The organism is Sphingomonas caseinilytica (assembly GCF_023516455.1).
Classification (GTDB): domain Bacteria; phylum Pseudomonadota; class Alphaproteobacteria; order Sphingomonadales; family Sphingomonadaceae; genus Sphingomicrobium; species Sphingomicrobium caseinilyticum.
The window spans coordinates 489546-505210 of sequence record NZ_JAMGBA010000001.1; the positions used below are offsets into that span (position 1 = coordinate 489546).

The 15665-nt window shown below is 61.5% G+C and carries 24 protein-coding genes and 1 other RNA gene; 17 read left to right on the top strand and 8 right to left on the bottom strand.

Features of this window, described 5'->3' with window-relative positions; translation table 11 throughout:
• Positions 1 to 77: 77 nt before the first annotated feature.
• On the bottom strand, positions 78 to 512 hold the full coding sequence (locus LZ496_RS02435; protein WP_249903003.1) for a hypothetical protein: 435 nt from the start codon (positions 510 to 512) through the stop codon (positions 78 to 80).
• A 66-nt stretch (positions 513 to 578) separates the two neighbouring features.
• Between LZ496_RS02435 and dapF the strand changes: the two genes are divergently transcribed.
• Genes dapF through LZ496_RS02465 form a run of 6 tightly spaced genes read left to right on the top strand, consistent with a single transcriptional unit; the run spans position 579 to position 5814 of the window.
• Positions 579 to 1382 (top strand): diaminopimelate epimerase, encoded by an 804-nt coding sequence (gene dapF / locus LZ496_RS02440; RefSeq protein WP_249903004.1) that lies wholly within the window; start codon positions 579 to 581, stop codon positions 1380 to 1382.
• Positions 1379 to 2596 carry a tRNA (N(6)-L-threonylcarbamoyladenosine(37)-C(2))-methylthiotransferase MtaB gene (mtaB, locus tag LZ496_RS02445; RefSeq protein ID WP_249903005.1) on the top strand — a complete coding sequence of 406 codons (1218 nt, stop codon included), beginning with the start codon at positions 1379 to 1381 and terminating at the stop codon, positions 2594 to 2596. Before dapF ends, mtaB begins: the two co-directional genes overlap by 4 nt.
• Positions 2593 to 3507 (top strand): signal recognition particle-docking protein FtsY, encoded by a 915-nt coding sequence (ftsY, locus tag LZ496_RS02450; protein ID WP_249903006.1) that lies wholly within the window; start codon positions 2593 to 2595, stop codon positions 3505 to 3507. Before mtaB ends, ftsY begins: the two co-directional genes overlap by 4 nt.
• On the top strand, positions 3504 to 4124 hold the full coding sequence (locus tag LZ496_RS02455; protein ID WP_249903007.1) for a septation protein A: 621 nt from the start codon (positions 3504 to 3506) through the stop codon (positions 4122 to 4124). Before ftsY ends, LZ496_RS02455 begins: the two co-directional genes overlap by 4 nt.
• On the top strand, positions 4121 to 5056 hold the full coding sequence (locus LZ496_RS02460) for an ABC transporter ATP-binding protein (protein ID WP_249903008.1): 936 nt from the start codon (positions 4121 to 4123) through the stop codon (positions 5054 to 5056). The genes LZ496_RS02455 and LZ496_RS02460 overlap by 4 nt, the downstream gene beginning before the upstream one ends.
• On the top strand, positions 5053 to 5814 hold the full coding sequence (locus LZ496_RS02465; protein WP_249903009.1) for an ABC transporter permease: 762 nt from the start codon (positions 5053 to 5055) through the stop codon (positions 5812 to 5814). The genes LZ496_RS02460 and LZ496_RS02465 overlap by 4 nt, the downstream gene beginning before the upstream one ends.
• Here LZ496_RS02465 and LZ496_RS02470 read toward each other — a convergent pair.
• Entirely contained in the window at positions 5786 to 6436 is a 651-nt protein-coding gene (locus LZ496_RS02470) for a superoxide dismutase (RefSeq protein WP_249903010.1), read from the bottom strand. The two genes, LZ496_RS02465 and LZ496_RS02470, sit on opposite strands and share 29 nt — an antisense overlap.
• A 168-nt stretch (positions 6437 to 6604) precedes the next feature.
• Between LZ496_RS02470 and LZ496_RS02475 the strand changes: the two genes are divergently transcribed.
• Complete coding sequence (locus tag LZ496_RS02475; RefSeq protein ID WP_249903011.1) at positions 6605 to 7165, top strand: urate hydroxylase PuuD; 561 nt, start codon at positions 6605 to 6607, stop codon at positions 7163 to 7165.
• Positions 7166 to 7231: 66 nt separating this feature from the next.
• On the opposite strand, the gene LZ496_RS02480 is transcribed toward LZ496_RS02475, so the two are convergent.
• Positions 7232 to 7486 (bottom strand): YdeI/OmpD-associated family protein, encoded by a 255-nt coding sequence (locus LZ496_RS02480; RefSeq protein WP_249903012.1) that lies wholly within the window; start codon positions 7484 to 7486, stop codon positions 7232 to 7234.
• A gap of 10 nt (positions 7487 to 7496) precedes the next feature.
• Positions 7497 to 8147 (bottom strand): GntR family transcriptional regulator, encoded by a 651-nt coding sequence (locus LZ496_RS02485; RefSeq protein ID WP_249903013.1) that lies wholly within the window; start codon positions 8145 to 8147, stop codon positions 7497 to 7499.
• Positions 8148 to 8318: 171 nt separating this feature from the next.
• Between LZ496_RS02485 and LZ496_RS02490 the strand changes: the two genes are divergently transcribed.
• Complete coding sequence (locus tag LZ496_RS02490; RefSeq protein ID WP_249903014.1) at positions 8319 to 9206, top strand: hypothetical protein; 888 nt, start codon at positions 8319 to 8321, stop codon at positions 9204 to 9206.
• A 32-nt stretch (positions 9207 to 9238) separates the two neighbouring features.
• Here the strand turns inward: LZ496_RS02490 and pspF are convergent, their stop codons facing one another.
• Entirely contained in the window at positions 9239 to 10291 is a 1053-nt protein-coding gene (pspF, locus tag LZ496_RS02495) for a phage shock protein operon transcriptional activator (protein WP_249903015.1), read from the bottom strand.
• 158 nt (positions 10292 to 10449) lie between these two features.
• Here pspF and pspA point away from each other — a divergent pair, with 158 nt between their 5' ends.
• The 9 genes from pspA to LZ496_RS02540 are packed head-to-tail and all read left to right on the top strand — an operon-like array spanning position 10450 to position 13883.
• The gene (gene pspA / locus LZ496_RS02500) at positions 10450 to 11118 is read left to right on the top strand and encodes a phage shock protein PspA (protein ID WP_249903016.1); all 669 of its coding nucleotides are present in this window, start codon (positions 10450 to 10452) and stop codon (positions 11116 to 11118) included.
• The gene (gene pspB, locus LZ496_RS02505) at positions 11119 to 11385 is read left to right on the top strand and encodes an envelope stress response membrane protein PspB (protein ID WP_249903017.1); all 267 of its coding nucleotides are present in this window, start codon (positions 11119 to 11121) and stop codon (positions 11383 to 11385) included.
• A gap of 2 nt (positions 11386 to 11387) precedes the next feature.
• Positions 11388 to 11774 carry an envelope stress response membrane protein PspC gene (gene pspC, locus LZ496_RS02510; RefSeq protein ID WP_249903018.1) on the top strand — a complete coding sequence of 129 codons (387 nt, stop codon included), beginning with the start codon at positions 11388 to 11390 and terminating at the stop codon, positions 11772 to 11774.
• Positions 11775 to 11801: 27 nt separating this feature from the next.
• Entirely contained in the window at positions 11802 to 12089 is a 288-nt protein-coding gene (locus LZ496_RS02515) for a hypothetical protein (RefSeq protein WP_249903019.1), read from the top strand.
• Positions 12090 to 12101: 12 nt separating this feature from the next.
• Positions 12102 to 12446, top strand: a complete 345-nt coding sequence (locus LZ496_RS02520; RefSeq protein WP_249903020.1) for a hypothetical protein — start codon at positions 12102 to 12104, stop codon at positions 12444 to 12446.
• On the top strand, positions 12446 to 12727 hold the full coding sequence (locus LZ496_RS02525; protein WP_249903843.1) for a hypothetical protein: 282 nt from the start codon (positions 12446 to 12448) through the stop codon (positions 12725 to 12727). The genes LZ496_RS02520 and LZ496_RS02525 overlap by 1 nt, the downstream gene beginning before the upstream one ends.
• On the top strand, positions 12724 to 12969 hold the full coding sequence (locus LZ496_RS02530) for a hypothetical protein (RefSeq protein WP_249903021.1): 246 nt from the start codon (positions 12724 to 12726) through the stop codon (positions 12967 to 12969). The genes LZ496_RS02525 and LZ496_RS02530 overlap by 4 nt, the downstream gene beginning before the upstream one ends.
• Positions 12970 to 13017: 48 nt before the next feature.
• Positions 13018 to 13437 (top strand): SufE family protein, encoded by a 420-nt coding sequence (locus LZ496_RS02535; RefSeq protein ID WP_249903844.1) that lies wholly within the window; start codon positions 13018 to 13020, stop codon positions 13435 to 13437.
• Positions 13434 to 13883, top strand: coding sequence for a PaaI family thioesterase (locus tag LZ496_RS02540; RefSeq protein WP_249903022.1), 450 nt, complete (start codon positions 13434 to 13436; stop codon positions 13881 to 13883). Before LZ496_RS02535 ends, LZ496_RS02540 begins: the two co-directional genes overlap by 4 nt.
• Here the strand turns inward: LZ496_RS02540 and LZ496_RS02545 are convergent.
• The 3 genes from LZ496_RS02545 to LZ496_RS02555 all read right to left on the bottom strand — a co-directional run bounded on the left by LZ496_RS02545 (position 13880) and on the right by LZ496_RS02555 (position 15506).
• Positions 13880 to 14419, bottom strand: a complete 540-nt coding sequence (locus tag LZ496_RS02545) for a J domain-containing protein (RefSeq protein ID WP_249903023.1) — start codon at positions 14417 to 14419, stop codon at positions 13880 to 13882. The two genes, LZ496_RS02540 and LZ496_RS02545, sit on opposite strands and share 4 nt — an antisense overlap.
• Before the next feature lie 17 nt (positions 14420 to 14436).
• Positions 14437 to 14809, bottom strand: an RNA gene (gene rnpB, locus LZ496_RS02550) — RNase P RNA component class A.
• Between the two features lie 16 nt (positions 14810 to 14825).
• Positions 14826 to 15506, bottom strand: a complete 681-nt coding sequence (locus tag LZ496_RS02555; protein ID WP_249903024.1) for an N-acetylmuramoyl-L-alanine amidase — start codon at positions 15504 to 15506, stop codon at positions 14826 to 14828.
• Between the last annotated feature and the right edge of the window lie 159 nt (positions 15507 to 15665).

A 15665-nucleotide genomic window follows, 5' to 3' on the forward strand; every position in this document is an offset into this window, starting at 1 on the left:
GTCATTCCCGCGAAAGCGGGAACCTAGCGTTATTATCCTTCTGGGTCCCCGCTCTTGCGGGGATGACGAATTATAGATCACTTCGACGGTTTGCCCCGCGGCGGGCCGCCAGGACGGCCACCGCCCGGCTTTCCACCGCCCGGCCTTCCGCCTCCCGGTCCGCCATTGGGCCCTCTCCGCCCCGGACCCTTACGGAAATCGCGGCGGTCGGCCGGCGCGCGGCGATCGCGTTCCGGCACACGGTCCATCGGGCGTGATTGCTGAATTTCCTGCTTTGGACCGACCGCATAGCCTTCCTTCAGGAACTGGGTGAAGGCAGAACGTACGCTCTGCGCGATCGAATCCTGAACCGGCTTCGGCAGGTCGCCAAATGTCGTGTTGCGATGCACGCTTTGAAGATCGCGCAGCATCAGGTTGGGAACGCCTTTCGACGCGGCCTTCATGGCCTCCAGCGCGTCGATCACTGCTGACAGCAGGATCGATTGCATGACGTCGGACGCTGCTCTTTGCACCTTCACTCTCCTGTTTTCGATGGCCTGCGGTGGACTAACGGCCAAGCGCTCCCTAATTCGGCGCGCGTGACGCGGCAATTCCACAAGATGCATGGACTTGGAAACGACTTTGTCGTGATGGACGGTCGCGAGCAGCCGATCGCCATGACCCCGGCGCTCGCCAAGGCGCTTGCCGACCGCCAATTCGGAATCGGCTGCGACCAGCTGATCCTGCTGGAGCCGTCGACCACTGCCGATGTGAAGATGCGCATCTGGAACCATGACGGCAGCGAAGTGCAGAGCTGCGGCAACGCCTCGCGCTGCGTCGTCGCGCTGACCGGCGCGAAGAGCCTGGAAACTAGTGGTGGCATCGTCGAGGGCGGATCGTTCGGGGCCGAGGTCGAAGTCAGCCTTCCACCGCCGCATTTCGGCTGGGACGAGGTGCCGCTCAACTATCCGATGGACACGGCGCAATTACCGCTGGCCTGGGGCCCACTGGAGCATCCCATGGCGCTCAATGTCGGAAACCCGCACCTGGTCTTCTTCGTGCCAGACGAGAAGGCGATCGACCTCGTCAGCATCGGCCCAAGCATCGAACATGATCCGGCCTTCCCCGAGCGAATCAACGTCAATGTCGCGAGCATCGCCGACGACGGCATTCATCTTCGCACCTGGGAGCGCGGTTCGGGCTTGACCATGGCCTGCGGCACGGGTGCCTGTGCAACCGCAGTCGCTGCGATCGTCCAGAAGAAGGTCACGTCGCCAGTTCGCGTGCACATGCGCGGCGGCGACCTCACCATCAACTGGGCTCCAGGGGAACAGATCCAAATGCGCGGAAGCGCGACCCATGTATTCAAGGGCGAGATCGACCTGGAGCAATTCGCCCGATGAGCGCGCAGACAATCACGCTCGGTTGCCGGCTCAATTTCGCCGAGAGTGAGGCGATGCGCGTGTTGGCCGGCGACGACGCGATCATCGTCAACAGCTGTGCCGTCACCAATGAGGCGGTGCGGCAGACCCGGCAGGCGATCCGCCGCGCTCATCGCGAAGCGCCGGACAAGCGGATCATCGTTACCGGCTGCGCCGCGCAGCTCGATCCGACGAGTTTTGCGGAGATGCCTGAGGTCAGCAGGGTCGTGGGTAATGCGGAGAAGTATTCGGCTTCATCATTTGCCCTTACTCGTCGTGACGACAGTTGGGCGTCGAAGATCCTCGTATCTGACGTCATGGCGGCACCGGTTCCGCCGGTCGCCGCCGGCTTCCTTGCCCGGGTGCGTAGCTTCGTCGCGGTCCAGACGGGCTGCGACCATCGTTGCACCTTCTGCTCCATCTGGCAGGCGCGCGGGGCCAGCCGATCTCTGCCCTACGAAGCCGTTCGCGACGCAGTCACCCGCGAACTGGATGCTGGCGCCAGGGAAATCGTCCTCACGGGCGTCGACATCACCAGTTTCGAGGGCGGCCTTGGCCCCCTCTGCCAGCGGCTGCTGGCCGACCTGCCCAATTTACAGCGCCTGCGCCTGTCCTCACTCGACAGTATCGAGATCGACGATGCGCTGATGGAGCTGGTTGCGGGCGAGCCGCGGCTCCTGCCCCACTTCCACTTGTCGCTGCAGGCCGGCGACGATTTGATCCTCAAGCGGATGAAGCGGCGCCATAGCCGCGCACAGGCCGTTGAGACGGTGCAACGACTAAAGGCTGCCCGGAATGACGTTACGATCGGTGCGGACCTGATTGCGGGCTTCCCCACCGAAAGCGAAGGCGCAGCACTCAATTCCCTAAAGCTGCTCGATGATTGTGACATCGTTACGGCGCACATCTTCCCCTTCTCGCCGCGACCGAACACGCCGGCGGCGCGCATGCCCCAGTTGGAGCGCGAAATCGTCAAGGCGCGGGCCGCACGGCTCCGTCAGGCGGCTGAGGAACGGCGAATGTCCTGGCTCGATAGCCTGATCGGCACCGACCAGACCGTCTTGATCGAAAATAGCGAGAAGGGTCATAGCGATGGCTTCGCGCCTGTCCGTATTGCGGGCACAAAGCGCGGCGACCTTGGAACGGCCAGAATCATCGGCCGCAATGTAGATAAATTAGTCGGGATTTTTGAATGAGTTGGCTCGAACGCCTCACAGGCGGTTTCAAGAAGACAGCGGACCGCCTGGGCGAGAATATCTCGGGCCTCGTCACGGAGCAGGCACTCGATACGGCAACCCTCGACGACATCGAGGAAGCGCTGATCGCGTCGGACCTCGGCCCCGAGGCGTCCAAGCGGATTCGAGAGAGCATCGCAGCCAGGCGCTATGAGCAATTGGACGAGCGGGGCCTTCGTACCATCCTCGCCGAGGAGATCGAGAAGATACTGGCGCCAGTAGCCAAACCGCTCGACGTCTGGGGCTTCCCCCGCCCTCATGTGATACTCGTGATCGGCGTCAACGGATCGGGCAAGACCACCACCATCGGCAAGTTAGGTCACTTGCTTCAGGAACAGGATTATGGAGTGCTGCTCGCCGCGGGAGACACGTTCCGCGCCGCGGCGATCGAGCAGCTCAAGATCTGGGGTGAACGGATCAATGCGCCGGTCATCTCCGGCAAGGAAGGCGGCGATGCCGCCGGCATCGTCTATGACGGCGTCAAGCAGGCGACTGCGACCGGTATCGATGCCCTCATCGTCGACACTGCGGGCCGCCTTCAGAACAAGGCGCATCTGATGGACGAACTGGCCAAGGTCCGCCGCGTCCTCGGCCGCCTCAACCCGGAAGCGCCGCATGACGTCATCCTGGTCCTCGACGCGACGACCGGACAAAATGCCTTGAACCAGATCGAGGTTTTCGCCCGCGATGCCGGTGTGACCGGCCTCGTCATGACCAAGCTGGACGGTACGGCACGCGGCGGCGTGCTGGTCGCTGCGGCCGAGAGGTTCGGCCTTCCGATCCATGCCATCGGGGTTGGAGAAGGAGTAGATGATTTGCGGCCATTCGATCCGCGCGCTGTTGCTCGCGCAATCGCGGGGTTACCGGCATGAAGATCGAATCCAACCGGGAACCGACCGGCCTTGCCCGCGTGCTGATCGACATCGGTCCGCTGATCATCTTCTTCCTCGTCAATTTCGTCGCGCCGGTACCGAGCGCGATCAAGATCTTCGTCGCCACAGGCGCCTTCATGGCCGCAATGGTCGCAGCGATGGTTTTTGCCGCCGTCCGCTATCGCTACGTCTCACCGCTATTGCTCTTTTCGGGCGTGATGGTCGTGGTCCTCGGCGGCCTCACCATCTGGCTGCACAATGAGACTTTCATCAAAGTGAAGCCGACAATCTACTATGGACTGGTGGCGGCTTTGCTGACTTTCGGGCTGGTGACCGGGCGGCCGTTTCTGAAACTGGTCCTTGGAAGCGCCTATCCCGGCCTAGACGAGGAAGGCTGGCGCAAGCTCACCCGCAATTGGGCGATCTTCTTCGCCGTCATGGCGGTCGTCAATGAAGCGGTATGGCGCAATTCCACGACAGATTTCTGGATCGCGTTCAAGCTATGGGGCGCGATCCCCGCGACCTTGCTTTTCGCGGTTGCCAACGTGCCGATGCTGATGCGGCATGGGCTGACCACCGACGATCCGAAACCAGCCGAACCGGGACCTGTTGAATGAGTGACGCAATTGTCCGGATTGAAGGTCTCAGGAAGGCCTATGCCAATGGCGTCGAGGCACTGAAGGGCGTCGACCTCGACATCCGCAAGGGCGAAATTTTGGCACTGCTTGGCCCCAACGGTGCCGGCAAGACCACGTTGATCAACATCGTCTGCGGCATTGTCACCGCGACCGGCGGCCAGGTGCTCGTCGATGGGAAGAACTGGCTGCAGGATTTCCGAAGCGCGCGCACGCGCATCGGCCTTGTCCCGCAGGAACTCACCACCGACGCATTCGAAAGCGTCTGGGCGACCGTCAGCTTTTCGCGTGGTTTGTTTGGAAAGCCCCGGGACGATGCGAAGGTCGAGGAGATCCTGAAGCGCCTGACCCTTTGGGACAAGCGCAAGTCCGAAATGCGGGAGCTTTCGGGCGGAATGAAGCGACGCGTGATGATCGCCAAGGCACTGGCCCACGAACCCGACATCCTGTTTCTCGACGAACCGACCGCCGGTGTGGACGTAGAGCTTCGCCGCGACATGTGGGAACTGGTGAGGAAGCTTCGCGCCGACGGCACGACGATCATCCTTACTACCCACTATATCGAGGAAGCCGAGGAAATGGCCGACCGCGTCGGCGTCATCCGCAAGGGTGAGTTGGTCGCGCTCGGCGACAAGAAGGGCCTGATGGCGCAGCTTGGCCAGAGGACGCTCAAGATTACCCTCGACGATCCGATCAGCGAGGTTCCTTCAGGCCTGTCCGAATGGGGAGTCGCACTGGAAGATGAAGGCCATACTCTCTGCTATCGGTTCGATAGCCACGCCGAACAGACCGGCATCCCGCAGCTGATGCGCCGGCTGGATGAACTGCACCTTGGCTGGAAAGATCTCGCCACCCACCAGTCAAGCCTGGAGGACATTTTCGTCAGCCTCGTACACGAGGAGCGCGCCGCATGAACGTCCAGGGCGTTAAATCCATTTACCGCTTCGAAATGGCGCGCTGGGGCAGGACCTTGTGGCAAAGCCTCGTCACGCCCGTGATCACGACAGCGCTCTACTTCCTGGTATTCGGCTCGGCGATCGGCAGCCGCATGAGCGACATGGCGGGAATTCCATTCGGAAGCTTCATCGTTCCGGGATTGATCCTCCTGTCGGTCCTCACCCAGGCGTTGATGAATGCGAGTTTTGGGATTTTCTTTCCGAAGTTTACCGGAACGATCTACGAAATCCTCTCGGCTCCGCTGTCGCCGATCGAGACGGTCACGGCCTATGTCGGCGCGGCGGCTACCAAGGCGGTGATCCTGGCGCTCGTCACCCTCGCCACTGCTACGTTGTTCGTCGACGTCTGGGTCACTCATCCGCTGCTGATGGTCTTGTTCCTGATCGCCATTTCGATCGGCTTTTGCCTTATGGGATTCGCGATCGGCATTTGGGCCAAGAATTTCGAGCAGCTGCAGGTCATCCCGCTGCTGGTGGTCACGCCCCTCACCTTCCTTGGCGGCGTGTTCTATTCAGTGAACGCGATTGGCGAGCCGTGGCGCACCGTCACGCTTCTCAATCCGATCCTCTACCTGGTCGCGGGCTATCGCTGGACCTTCTTCGGCGTCAGCGACGTGCCCGTCTGGGCCAGCATCGCGGTGATGGCGGCAGCGATATTGCTACCGCTTGCCGCCATCGTCTGGGTATTCAGGACAGGGTATCGGCTGAAATCCTAGCGCCTTCCTGGTCGGCCCGGCTCGCCCCGTTGCCGTCGAGGTTCTGGGCAACGAAGTCCCAGTTGATGATGTTCTCCAGGATCGTCTTCACATAGCGCGGCCGCTCGTTGCGATAGTCGATGTAATAGGCATGCTCCCACACGTCGATGGTCAGCAACGGCTTCATGCCATGTGCGACAGGCGTATCAGCATCGTGGAGTGACGTCACTTCAAGCTTGCCGTTGTTGAGGACCAACCAGCCCCATCCGCTGGCGAAGTGATTGACGCTTTCCGTCGCCAGCTTCTCAAGCAGTTGCTGCTCGCCGCCAAAATCGGAACTGATCATCTCCGCCAGTTTGCCCGACGGGCGCGTTGAGCCCGCCGGCGCCAGGCACTGCCAAAAGAAGCTGTGGTTCCAGATCTGGGCACTGTTGTTGAACAGCCCTTTGTCGCCGCGCTCACTGGCGGCGCGGATCACCTTGACCAGCGAGGCACTTTCCAGATCGGTGCCTGCGACCAGCCCGTTGGCCTTGTCGACATAGGCCTTGTGATGCTTGCCGTGGTGGAAATCCAGGGTTTCCCCGGACATGTGCGGGCCAAGCGCATCGCGGTCGAACGGCAGATCGGGGAGGGTGAAGGCCATGATCGTCTCCAATGGTCAGGGGGTTGGGTGCCGTCCCTCTAACGAAGCTGGCGGCCTCTGGCTCCCCCTAATCTGCCCCTGATTGGGCGCCGATCTTGCCCACCCCAGACGACGGTCGTAACACTTGCGCATTGAAGCGGGAAAACCCGCTAGTTCGAGGGGGGAAGCATGGGAAAGATACTCGAAAACTTGAACCTGACGCTGCTGGTCGGCATCTTCATCGCGATCGCGCTGATGATGGCGCCCTATTATGCGCCGGTGACTATCGCGATCGGCCTGTTGCAATGGCTGCACGTCTTCTTCGGCGTGATGTGGATCGGCCTGCTCTACTATTTCAACTTCGTGCAGATCCCGACGATGCCAGAGATTCCGGCGGAGCTGAAGCCGGGCGTTTCCAAGCATATCGCACCGAAGGCGCTGTTCTACTTTCGCTGGGGCGCTGCCTTCACGGTGCTTACCGGCCTGATCCTTGCCTATCTCTATGGCGAGGAGAAATCGCTGATGCTCAACGACCCGTCGACGCGGCTGATCGGCATCGGCATGTGGCTGGCCCTCATCATGGCGTTCAACGTCTGGTTCATCATCTGGCCGAACCAGAAGAAGGCGCTGGGCCTGGTCGAAGCCGATGACGCCACCAAGGCGAAGTCGGCACGCACCGCGATGCTGACGAGCCGCATCAATGTGCTGCTATCGATTCCGATGCTGCTGGCAATGACCAACGCTCGCTAGGCATTGGCTTTCAAGACGGGCTCGCCGCGCCAATAGGTCGGCGGGCCCTTTTTCTTTGCGCTTATGTCAGCGGTGAGGACAGCCCGGCCAGCAGCAAGGGCGCCGCTTGCCGTCGCTCAGATTTTCGCGGCCCCAATCGATGCGTTTGAGCCTGGTCTCGGCCTTCTTCGCGGAGTCGACCCAGCAAATCCATTCATTGCGGGCGAGCGGCGTGATGTCTTCCCACGTCGCCAGCGCCTTTGGATCAAGCTTCAGCGCGTCCTCAAGATCCTTGGGAAGATCGTGAACCACGCCGCCGGGAAGGTGTCGATTGTCGCTCATGGAGGCGAGCTTATGCTTGGGGAGTCCCCTCGATGGCAACCAGGATTACCGCCAATCCGCGCCGCCAATGCGCCTCGATGGCATCGGCCGCGAGTGCGGGGCTCTCGTCCAACAGGCTGGCAATATGCTCATGTTCTTCGATCGACTGATCGCAAGGGCCGGCGGCGTCCATATAGGCATGCTCGTATCGGGCGATGGAGGCCTTCGCCCCTTCCAGCATGGCGGCTAGTCGTTGATTGCCGCTCACCGAGATCAAACAGCGATGCCAATCGGCATCGATCTGTTTCCGTTCCTGTGGCGTGGTGGCGGATTCGAGGTTTCGGTTGAGTCCCCGAAGCTTCGCAATCAGGTCGGGTGAGACCTCGGTTACGTCGCTTAGAGCCAGTCTCTCCAGGCTCCAGACAATCGGATAGAGCTGGCGCGCTTCCTCCGCGGAAAGCGGCAGGACCACGAAACCCCTGCCCGGGACGGCCTTCACAAAGCCATCGCGCTCCAGGCCCAGCAGCGTTTCGCGCACCGGCGTGCGGCTGACACCAAGCTCCGACGCCAAGGCGTTCTCCCCGATCGATTGGTTCGCGGGCAACCGTTGGCGCACGATCCGGTCCCGGATCGCCTCTCCCAGCTGGTCGCGAAGGTGCCGTCTCTCGATGATCTCCAACATGATTGCATAATGTATACAATCCATGTAATTTGAACAAGTCAGGGCATTAACCGCGTACTTCGAACTTATTGTCGCGAGGTGGCCATGAAGAACCGATCCCCTGCCCGCTCCCTGCCCGTTTACGCTGCAAAATGGTCGCGCCCGTTGATCGCATTGGGGCTTGGGGTAAGCTTGGCTGCCGCCACCAAAGCGCCGCCGCCAACGAGCGGTGAGAAGAACGCGATCATCGTCCAGGGTGAGAGATTGTCAGAGGGTGCGCTGGAGGAGCGAGCTTCCGAATTCGTTCGGGCGACCGGTGTGGCATCCGGAAAAGTTCCTGCCGCTCGCTGGATCGACCCGGTATGCGTGCAGGTTCAAGGCCTTGAAGCAGCCGGAAAGCGCGCAGCCGAGGCAAAGATGCGGAGCATTGCGGCATCGGCCGGCATCGAGGTCGCATCGGAATCGTGCCGCCCGAACATCGTCGTCAACTTCACTGCCGATGGAGCGGGGCTGGCGCAGGAAATCCAACGTCGCGACCCCCGCCGCATCGGCCAGCTTACCCCGCGTGCCCGTGACAGCATCCTGACAAGTTCGGCGCCTATCCGTTGGATTTACTCCACGGAATTGCGCGGACGCGACGGCCAGATAGTGAACGCGGACGGCGGTGCGGGCCAGACTGCGCCCGCCACTCATGACGGCTCCGGTGCCGGATCGGCGCTCGGCGGCGACATGACGATGATGCATTATGAAAACAGCATCGTCAGCACGCTGACGAACCGCATCCTGACGAGCGCGATCGTCATCATCGACACCGACCATGCGATGGGACGGAAGCTGGACTCGCTTGCCGCCTATGCGGCGCTCGTGGCGTTCGCGGAAATTCGCAACCCCGATGCGGCACCAGACGGATCGATCCTCGGCATGTTCGCATCCAGCACCCCGCCGCGCGGCCTAACACCGCAGGACACGGCCTTCTTGCGTGCGCTTTACCGCATCCCGCTCGACCGTGAGGCGATGCGGCACCGCGGCCAGCTAGTCCATGAAATCACCCGCGAACTGGCCGCAAACCACGCCCTTTAACGAGTGGCGCGCAATTCCGAGGGCCTGTCCCGCTAGTTGCTGACCGCCAACTGGTGACGCTTCATGGCGTGGCGTAGCTGATCATAGCTTAGGCCCAAGGCGGTGGCCGTTGTCCGCTGGTTGAAACGATGCTTGGCCAAGGCCTCTTCCAACAGCGCCTTCTCATACGCATTGACCGCGCCGCGCAAATCATTGGTCGAAGATGGCGACGCGATCGGCGCCGCTACAGCTGGGTCCACTTGAGCAGCAGACTGCGAATGGGCGCCGTACGCAGCAACCTCGACCGCACCCGCAGGATCGGGACTCAAAATCCAAGGTGAGGCAAACGGGTCGAACTGGATCTCGTCGATCGCGCGCTCCGGATCCTCCGCGCGATAGACCGCCCGCTCGATGACGTTCCGAAGCTCGCGGACGTTGCCCGGCCAGCTATAGACTTCGAGCTCCGCCACCGCGCGGTCCGAGAATCCTGGCCAGTTGGGCCAGTCTAGCTCCACGGCCATCCGCCGCCCGAAATGCTCGGCAAGTAGTGCGATGTCGCCCTTCCGGGCACGAAGCGGCGGCAAAGTCACAACTTCGAAGGAAAGCCGGTCGAGCAGGTCGGCGCGGAATCGTCCCTCCAGAACCAGCTTCGGCAGATGCTCATTGGTCGCGGCCACAATGCGCACGTCGACCTGGATCGGCTTGGAAGCACCAATGCGCGTCACCTCGCCATATTCCACGGCGCGGAGCAGCCTGTCCTGCGCGGGTGAGGACAAGGTCGCCAGCTCGTCGAGGAAAAGCGTTCCGCCATCCGCCTCTTCGAAACGCCCGTGACGCGTCTTCGCGGCTCCGGTGAAGCTTCCCGCCTCATGGCCGAACAGCTCAGCCTCGATCAGATTCTCCGGCAGTGCCGCGCAGTTCATGGTCACCAGCGGGCCAGCCCAGCGTGACGACAGGTGATGCAGACGTTCGGCAATCAATTCCTTGCCCGTGCCGCGCTCGCCAATAACAAGCACGGGCCGGTTGAGCGGCGCGGCACGGCTCGCGCGCTCGACAGAGTCGAGAAACGCCAGGCTTTGCCCCACGAATTGATTGGCCCGTTCCATCCACTAATATGTGGTGTTAAATCCCACCAAGTAGCAAGATATTTCGCACAGTCGTTGGTCGAAAATTGGCGGTTTTTGCGGATTTACTGGAGAAGTTAATTTCTGGCACAAAGCGTGCAAGAGCATTTGTGATTGGACATTATTATCTGGAGTGCTCGATGGGCATTTTTTCCCGGACCCGGGATATTTTCGCAGCCAATATGACAGAGCTGCTGGATCGCGCCGAAGATCCGGCGCGGATGATCCGCATGATCATCCTCGAAATGGAAGAGACACTGGTCGAGGTTCGCGCTTCGGCCGCGCGTTCGATCGCCGACAGCAAGGAAATGAAGCGGGCGCTCGTTCGGCTCGACGAGCTGCAGTCGAGCTGGACCGAGAAGGCCGAACTTGCCCTGTCCAAGGATCGCGACGATCTCGCCAAGGCGGCCCTCATCGAACGCCAGAAAGCGGCGGACATGGCTGAGGGACTTCGGCTGGAGCTGGGCTCGATCGAGGAAACGCTGAAAGGCTATGAGGCCGATATCGCCAAGCTGCAGGGCAAGCTTCGCGAAGCACGTGCCCGCCAGAACGCCATCGCCAACCGGATCGAGAGCGCAGTCACCCGCGCCCGAACCAGCGAGATGCTGAACGGCAGCCGCACCGAAGATGCCTTCTCGCGCTTCGAACAGCTTGAACGCCGTGCGGACTTCGCCGAAGGCCGCGCGGATGCGTTGGGAATGACCGGGCCGAAGAGCCTGGAAGAGGAAATTGCGGAGCTCAGGGCAACCGACAAGGTCGATGCGGAGCTCGAAGCAATGAAGGCAGCAATGAAGGCCAAGGGGGCGTAAGTGGACGAATTTATTCCGGTAATTGCTATAGTCACGCTGTTCATTGGCCTGCCGTGGCTGGTTTTTCACTACATCACTCGCTGGAAGACGGCGGCCACGCTGTCCGGATCCGACGAGAAGCTGCTCGATGAATTGCACGATGCAGCGCGGCGGCTCGACGATCGGTTGAACACGATCGAGCGGATCATGACCGCCGAGAATCCGAGCTGGCGCCAGCAGAGCCTGCCCGAGCCGGGCCGCCAACGGCTCCTGTCCGACGGAGAGTAACCATGACCCAGCCTCCGAGCAGAACGAGGTTCTATCTCGACAAGCGCAACGGAAAGGTGATGGGCGTTTGCGCCGGCATCGCCGACTACACGGGTCTCGATGTCACGCTGGTCAGGATCATGTTCGTCAGTGCCGTACTGATGAGCGGATTCAGCGTCCTGCCGCTCTACTTCGTCGCCGGGTTCATGGCTGACGATCAGCCGCGCGAACTGGCGCTGGAAGACAAGGAAGAGCAAAGGTTCTGGCAGGGCGTCCGCGCCTCGCCGACGCGGACCGCCCGCGATATCCGCGGTCGGCTGCGCGATATCGACCGGCGCCTTGCTGACATCGAAAGCTATGTCACGACCGAGAACCGCAGCCTGGCGCGGGAAATCGAAGACCTGCGCTAAACCACGATCAAGACCAGGGGATGATGAATGAGCTTTGGGGGTCCAGCTTTCGTTCTTGCGCTTGTCGCCATGAGCATGTTGGCGTGGGTCATCACTACCGCCATCCGCGCCAAACATGGCTATCCGCTAACCGATGACTGGGGGAACACGATGCACCGCCGTGATCCCAATGACGACACCACCAAGGAATTGGCGGCCGAAAACGAGCGACTGAAGGCCACTGTCGGCCGGCTCGAGGAGCGGCTGAAGGTACTCGAGCGGATCGCCACCGATCCATCTCGCCAACTCGCCGATGAAATTGAGAAACTGCGCTAGGGGGTTACTTACATGGATGCTGACAAGGCAATATTGCTGTCCCAATTAACCGACGTGTTTCCGTACATATTGGCCATCACAGCCGTGGCGGTCGGGGGCTGGGTCATCACCACCTGGCTTCGCATCAAGCATGGCTATCCGCTTGAGAACAGCTGGGGCCGCGCGATCCATCCGCACACCGACAAGGAATCGCAGGAGCGCATCAAGCTCCTGACCACCGAGAACGCCCAGCTCCGCGCCGAACTTGGCTCAGTCAAGGACCGGCTGGAAACGATCGAACGCATCGTCACCGACCAGCCGCTTCGCCTCGCCAAGGAGATCGACCAGCTGGCGCTCGATAAAGGAGGGCATGCATGATGGGTCCCGGCGAAGTGATGATCGCACTGATCGTCATCGGCCTGCCGACGATGATGCTTTTTTACGGTTTCCACCGTTTCTTCCGATTTCGCGAGAAGAAGCTCGAAGCCGATACTCTCCTGGCCGCCGAAAAGGCCGCGCAATATGCTGCATCGAACGCAGAGCTTGAAGCGCGGGTCAGAGTGCTGGAAAAGATCGTGACGGACGGCGGACTCGAAACCGCCGCGCAGATCGAGGCGTTGCGCACGCCGCGGCTCGCAAAAGGAGACAAGGTCCAGTGAATCCCTTTGAGATGGTGGCGATCATCGTGGTCGCAGTGATGATCGCTTCGGTATTGCGTGCAAAATACGGCCATCGCCATCGGGGCGACGGCAATGAGGTTTCCGTACAGGAGCGCGCGGAAACCCGCCGGCTGCAGGACGAAGTGAAACAGCTCAAGGAACGGATCCACGTCCTCGAACGCATCGCCGTGGAGAAGGAAGACACGCTGTCGCGGCAGATCGAGGAATTGCGCGACCGCTGAATTCTCCCCTCCCTAGATGGGAGGGGAGTTACGCACTAAGTGGCAGGTATGACCGCCCTCCCCGCCCTTTCCGATATCGCCGATGAATATGAATTCCTCGACAGCGAGGATCGTTACCGCTTGCTGATCGAACTTGGCCGGCAGCTGGAACCTATGCCCGACGCTCTGAAGACCGACGCCACAAAAGTGCGCGGATGTTCTTCGTCGACCTGGGTATATCCCACCCGCCTGCCCGACGGCCGGCTTCATTTCCTTGCCGACAGCAACGCGGCGATCACAAAGGGCGTCGTGGCCTTGATCCTGTCGGCTGTGCAGGATCGGCATCCGTCAGAAGTCGCTGCGTTGGACATCCGGGAGCTTCTCGAACCGTTCAATCTGACCCGGGAGCTTTCGTCCAATCGGACCCAGGGCGTTCCCAACATGATTGCGCTCGTCCAGGAAACCGCGGCACGACTGGCGGCAGCATGAGCGACTCCGAGGCCTTCGATCCACGGGTCGGCGCGTTCGATCCTGAGCGGTTCTTCGCCATGGCCCGCAATTACGGCCATGGCCGCGCGCTTGGACTTGAGTACAGGCAATCGGCCGAGGATTGGATCGAACTGGCCCTCCCCTGGCGCGAGGAACTGGTTGGAATTCCGGATCAAGGCATCCTGGCTTCCGGAGCGATCGTCAGCCTGCTCGATACGTGCGGCGGGGCTTCGGTGTGGATGGCGCTGGGGCACTTCCAGCCGCTCGTCACCATCGACCTCAGGCTCGACTATCTTCGGCCCGCATTGAAAGGTGAAACGGTCATTGCCCGGTGCAAATGCTACAAGCTGACGCGCCAGGTCGCGTTCGTTCGCGGACTGGCCCACGGCGAGGACCCCGATAAGCCAATTGCACAGGCCGCCGGCACCTTCATGCTCAATCCCTAGAGCTTGGCGCCGGTCTTTCGTTCCTCGGCCCGCTTCAACACATCATAAGCGGCCTGGATGGCGTGAAAGCGTTTGGCCGCCTCCTTTTCGCCCTTGTGGCGATCAGGGTGATGTTCTTTTGCGAGGCGGCGATAGGCCGACTTCACCGCCTTGAAATCGGCATCCGACTCCAGCTCCAACGTATCCAGCGCGCGCATCTCATCGCGGCTGCGGGTGCCATCTCCCGGCCCGCCCCAGGCGTAGTGGGCACTGCTTCGGAAGGCTGAAGCTCCGCTCTCCTCTTCCGCTGCACGGCGGGCGGCCTCTTCGGCGGTCAATCCGGCGAAGTAATTCCAGTTCTTGTTGTACTCGGCTGCATGCGTCTCGCAGAACATCCAGCGCTCTGGATTGTTCGGCGCCTTGGGCGCCGGCCGGTCGCCCACTTCGTTACAGCCATCGCGATCGCACAGGCGGACGCGCGCTGCCGCACGGCCCTTCGCGCCGTAGGCCCGCCAGCGGGGAAATCCCCAATCGTCCGATCGCGTCGGTTTCGCCATTTCCGTCCTTCATACGAAATGCCAGGGGACCTGTAAGCCGGGTTCTGTTCACTCCCGAAGGAGATCGGCGACCATTCCTCTAGGACGAAGGTTGCCCTCCGCCTCAAGCGACCAACCCGGGCGACGAGCCGGAACAGGCCCATATGCCGCCCCTATTCGGTCTTGCACCCGGTGGGGTTTACCGTGCCGCGTCCGTTGCCGGACGCGCGGTGCGCTCTTGCCGCACCCTTTCGACCTTACCCGCCCAAAGGCAGGCGGTATGCTTTCTGTGGCACTTTCCCTAATTCCCGCCGAAGCGAAAACCGCCGGGCGTTACCCGGCACCGTTGTTCCGTGGAGCCCGGACTTTCCTCGCCCCGCTTGCGCGAGCCGCGGCCGCCCGGTCCCCTGGCGGGTGCCGATATGGTCTATTGAGGCCGGGGCAGCAAGAGCGCGAGCAGCTTGGCGCGGCATTCGCCGTCGATGATCCCGTCAATAAGGTCGGGTCGAAAACGGCGTTGGAAGGCGATGACCGCCTTTTGTGTATCGGTCACTTCATAGCCGAACCGCTCCAGCGCGAGCAGGAAGCCGGCGTCGGTCCAGTAAGGGTCCATAAGGTCGCGTGACGGGCTTGGCAGCGCCAGCCGCCGCTTCGCCAGTTCCCACCAGGGGAAGAGCTCGCCTGGATCCTCCTTGCGCGCCGGAGCTACGTCGCTATGCCCTACGACATTGCCTCGGCCAATTCCGTGCCGCTCCTTGATGTCGGCGACGAGCGGGATCACCGAAGCCATCTGTTCATCCGGAAACGGTCGGTAGCCGAACTCATGGCCGGGATTGACGATCTCGATGCCGACGCTGGCCGAATTGACGTCTGTGATGCCGCGCCAATAGCTTCGTCCTGAATGCCAGGCGCGTTTTTCTTCGTCGACCAGCTGGAAGACTTCGCCTTGCTCATCCACCAGATAATGGGCGGAAACCTTGGCCTCCGGCGACCTCAGGCGATTGAGCGCGCCTTCGGCATCCGGCATTCCCGTGTAGTGCAGGACGATCATGGAAACGGGCAGCTGTCGCTCGTCGAAATTCGGCGATGGGCAGCGCGTTATGTCCATGACCAGCAATGGCGCACACTAGTGGGCCTCAGGTCAAGCCAGAACGGTTGTGGCTGCCGAACGAAACGGCGCGGTAAAGCGGGACAAATTGCCAGCCTGACTCGATTTTCTTTAATCCTTACCAGAACTATATTGTTGCGTTAAAGAATTTCGTTGATA

Excerpts from the sequence above, each read along its gene's own strand:
- ftsY (WP_249903006.1), top strand. The coding sequence starts at position 2,593 with ATGAGTTGGCTCGAACGCCTCACAGGCGGTTTCAAGAAGACAGCGGAC.
- LZ496_RS02520 (WP_249903020.1), top strand. The coding sequence starts at position 12,102 with ATGGATGCTGACAAGGCAATATTGCTGTCCCAATTAACCGACGTGTTT.
- mtaB (WP_249903005.1), top strand. The coding sequence starts at position 1,379 with ATGAGCGCGCAGACAATCACGCTCGGTTGCCGGCTCAATTTCGCCGAG.
- pspC (WP_249903018.1), top strand. The coding sequence starts at position 11,388 with ATGACCCAGCCTCCGAGCAGAACGAGGTTCTATCTCGACAAGCGCAAC.
- LZ496_RS02475 (WP_249903011.1), top strand. The coding sequence starts at position 6,605 with ATGGGAAAGATACTCGAAAACTTGAACCTGACGCTGCTGGTCGGCATC.
- pspA (WP_249903016.1), top strand. The coding sequence starts at position 10,450 with ATGGGCATTTTTTCCCGGACCCGGGATATTTTCGCAGCCAATATGACA.
- pspF (WP_249903015.1), bottom strand. The coding sequence starts at position 10,291 with ATGGAACGGGCCAATCAATTCGTGGGGCAAAGCCTGGCGTTTCTCGAC.
- LZ496_RS02455 (WP_249903007.1), top strand. The coding sequence starts at position 3,504 with ATGAAGATCGAATCCAACCGGGAACCGACCGGCCTTGCCCGCGTGCTG.
- LZ496_RS02465 (WP_249903009.1), top strand. The coding sequence starts at position 5,053 with ATGAACGTCCAGGGCGTTAAATCCATTTACCGCTTCGAAATGGCGCGC.
- LZ496_RS02535 (WP_249903844.1), top strand. The coding sequence starts at position 13,018 with ATGACCGCCCTCCCCGCCCTTTCCGATATCGCCGATGAATATGAATTC.
- LZ496_RS02525 (WP_249903843.1), top strand. The coding sequence starts at position 12,446 with ATGGGTCCCGGCGAAGTGATGATCGCACTGATCGTCATCGGCCTGCCG.
- LZ496_RS02460 (WP_249903008.1), top strand. The coding sequence starts at position 4,121 with ATGAGTGACGCAATTGTCCGGATTGAAGGTCTCAGGAAGGCCTATGCC.
- LZ496_RS02545 (WP_249903023.1), bottom strand. The coding sequence starts at position 14,419 with ATGGCGAAACCGACGCGATCGGACGATTGGGGATTTCCCCGCTGGCGG.
- LZ496_RS02515 (WP_249903019.1), top strand. The coding sequence starts at position 11,802 with ATGAGCTTTGGGGGTCCAGCTTTCGTTCTTGCGCTTGTCGCCATGAGC.
- LZ496_RS02540 (WP_249903022.1), top strand. The coding sequence starts at position 13,434 with ATGAGCGACTCCGAGGCCTTCGATCCACGGGTCGGCGCGTTCGATCCT.
- LZ496_RS02470 (WP_249903010.1), bottom strand. The coding sequence starts at position 6,436 with ATGGCCTTCACCCTCCCCGATCTGCCGTTCGACCGCGATGCGCTTGGC.
- LZ496_RS02480 (WP_249903012.1), bottom strand. The coding sequence starts at position 7,486 with ATGAGCGACAATCGACACCTTCCCGGCGGCGTGGTTCACGATCTTCCC.
- LZ496_RS02555 (WP_249903024.1), bottom strand. The coding sequence starts at position 15,506 with ATGGACATAACGCGCTGCCCATCGCCGAATTTCGACGAGCGACAGCTG.
- LZ496_RS02485 (WP_249903013.1), bottom strand. The coding sequence starts at position 8,147 with ATGTTGGAGATCATCGAGAGACGGCACCTTCGCGACCAGCTGGGAGAG.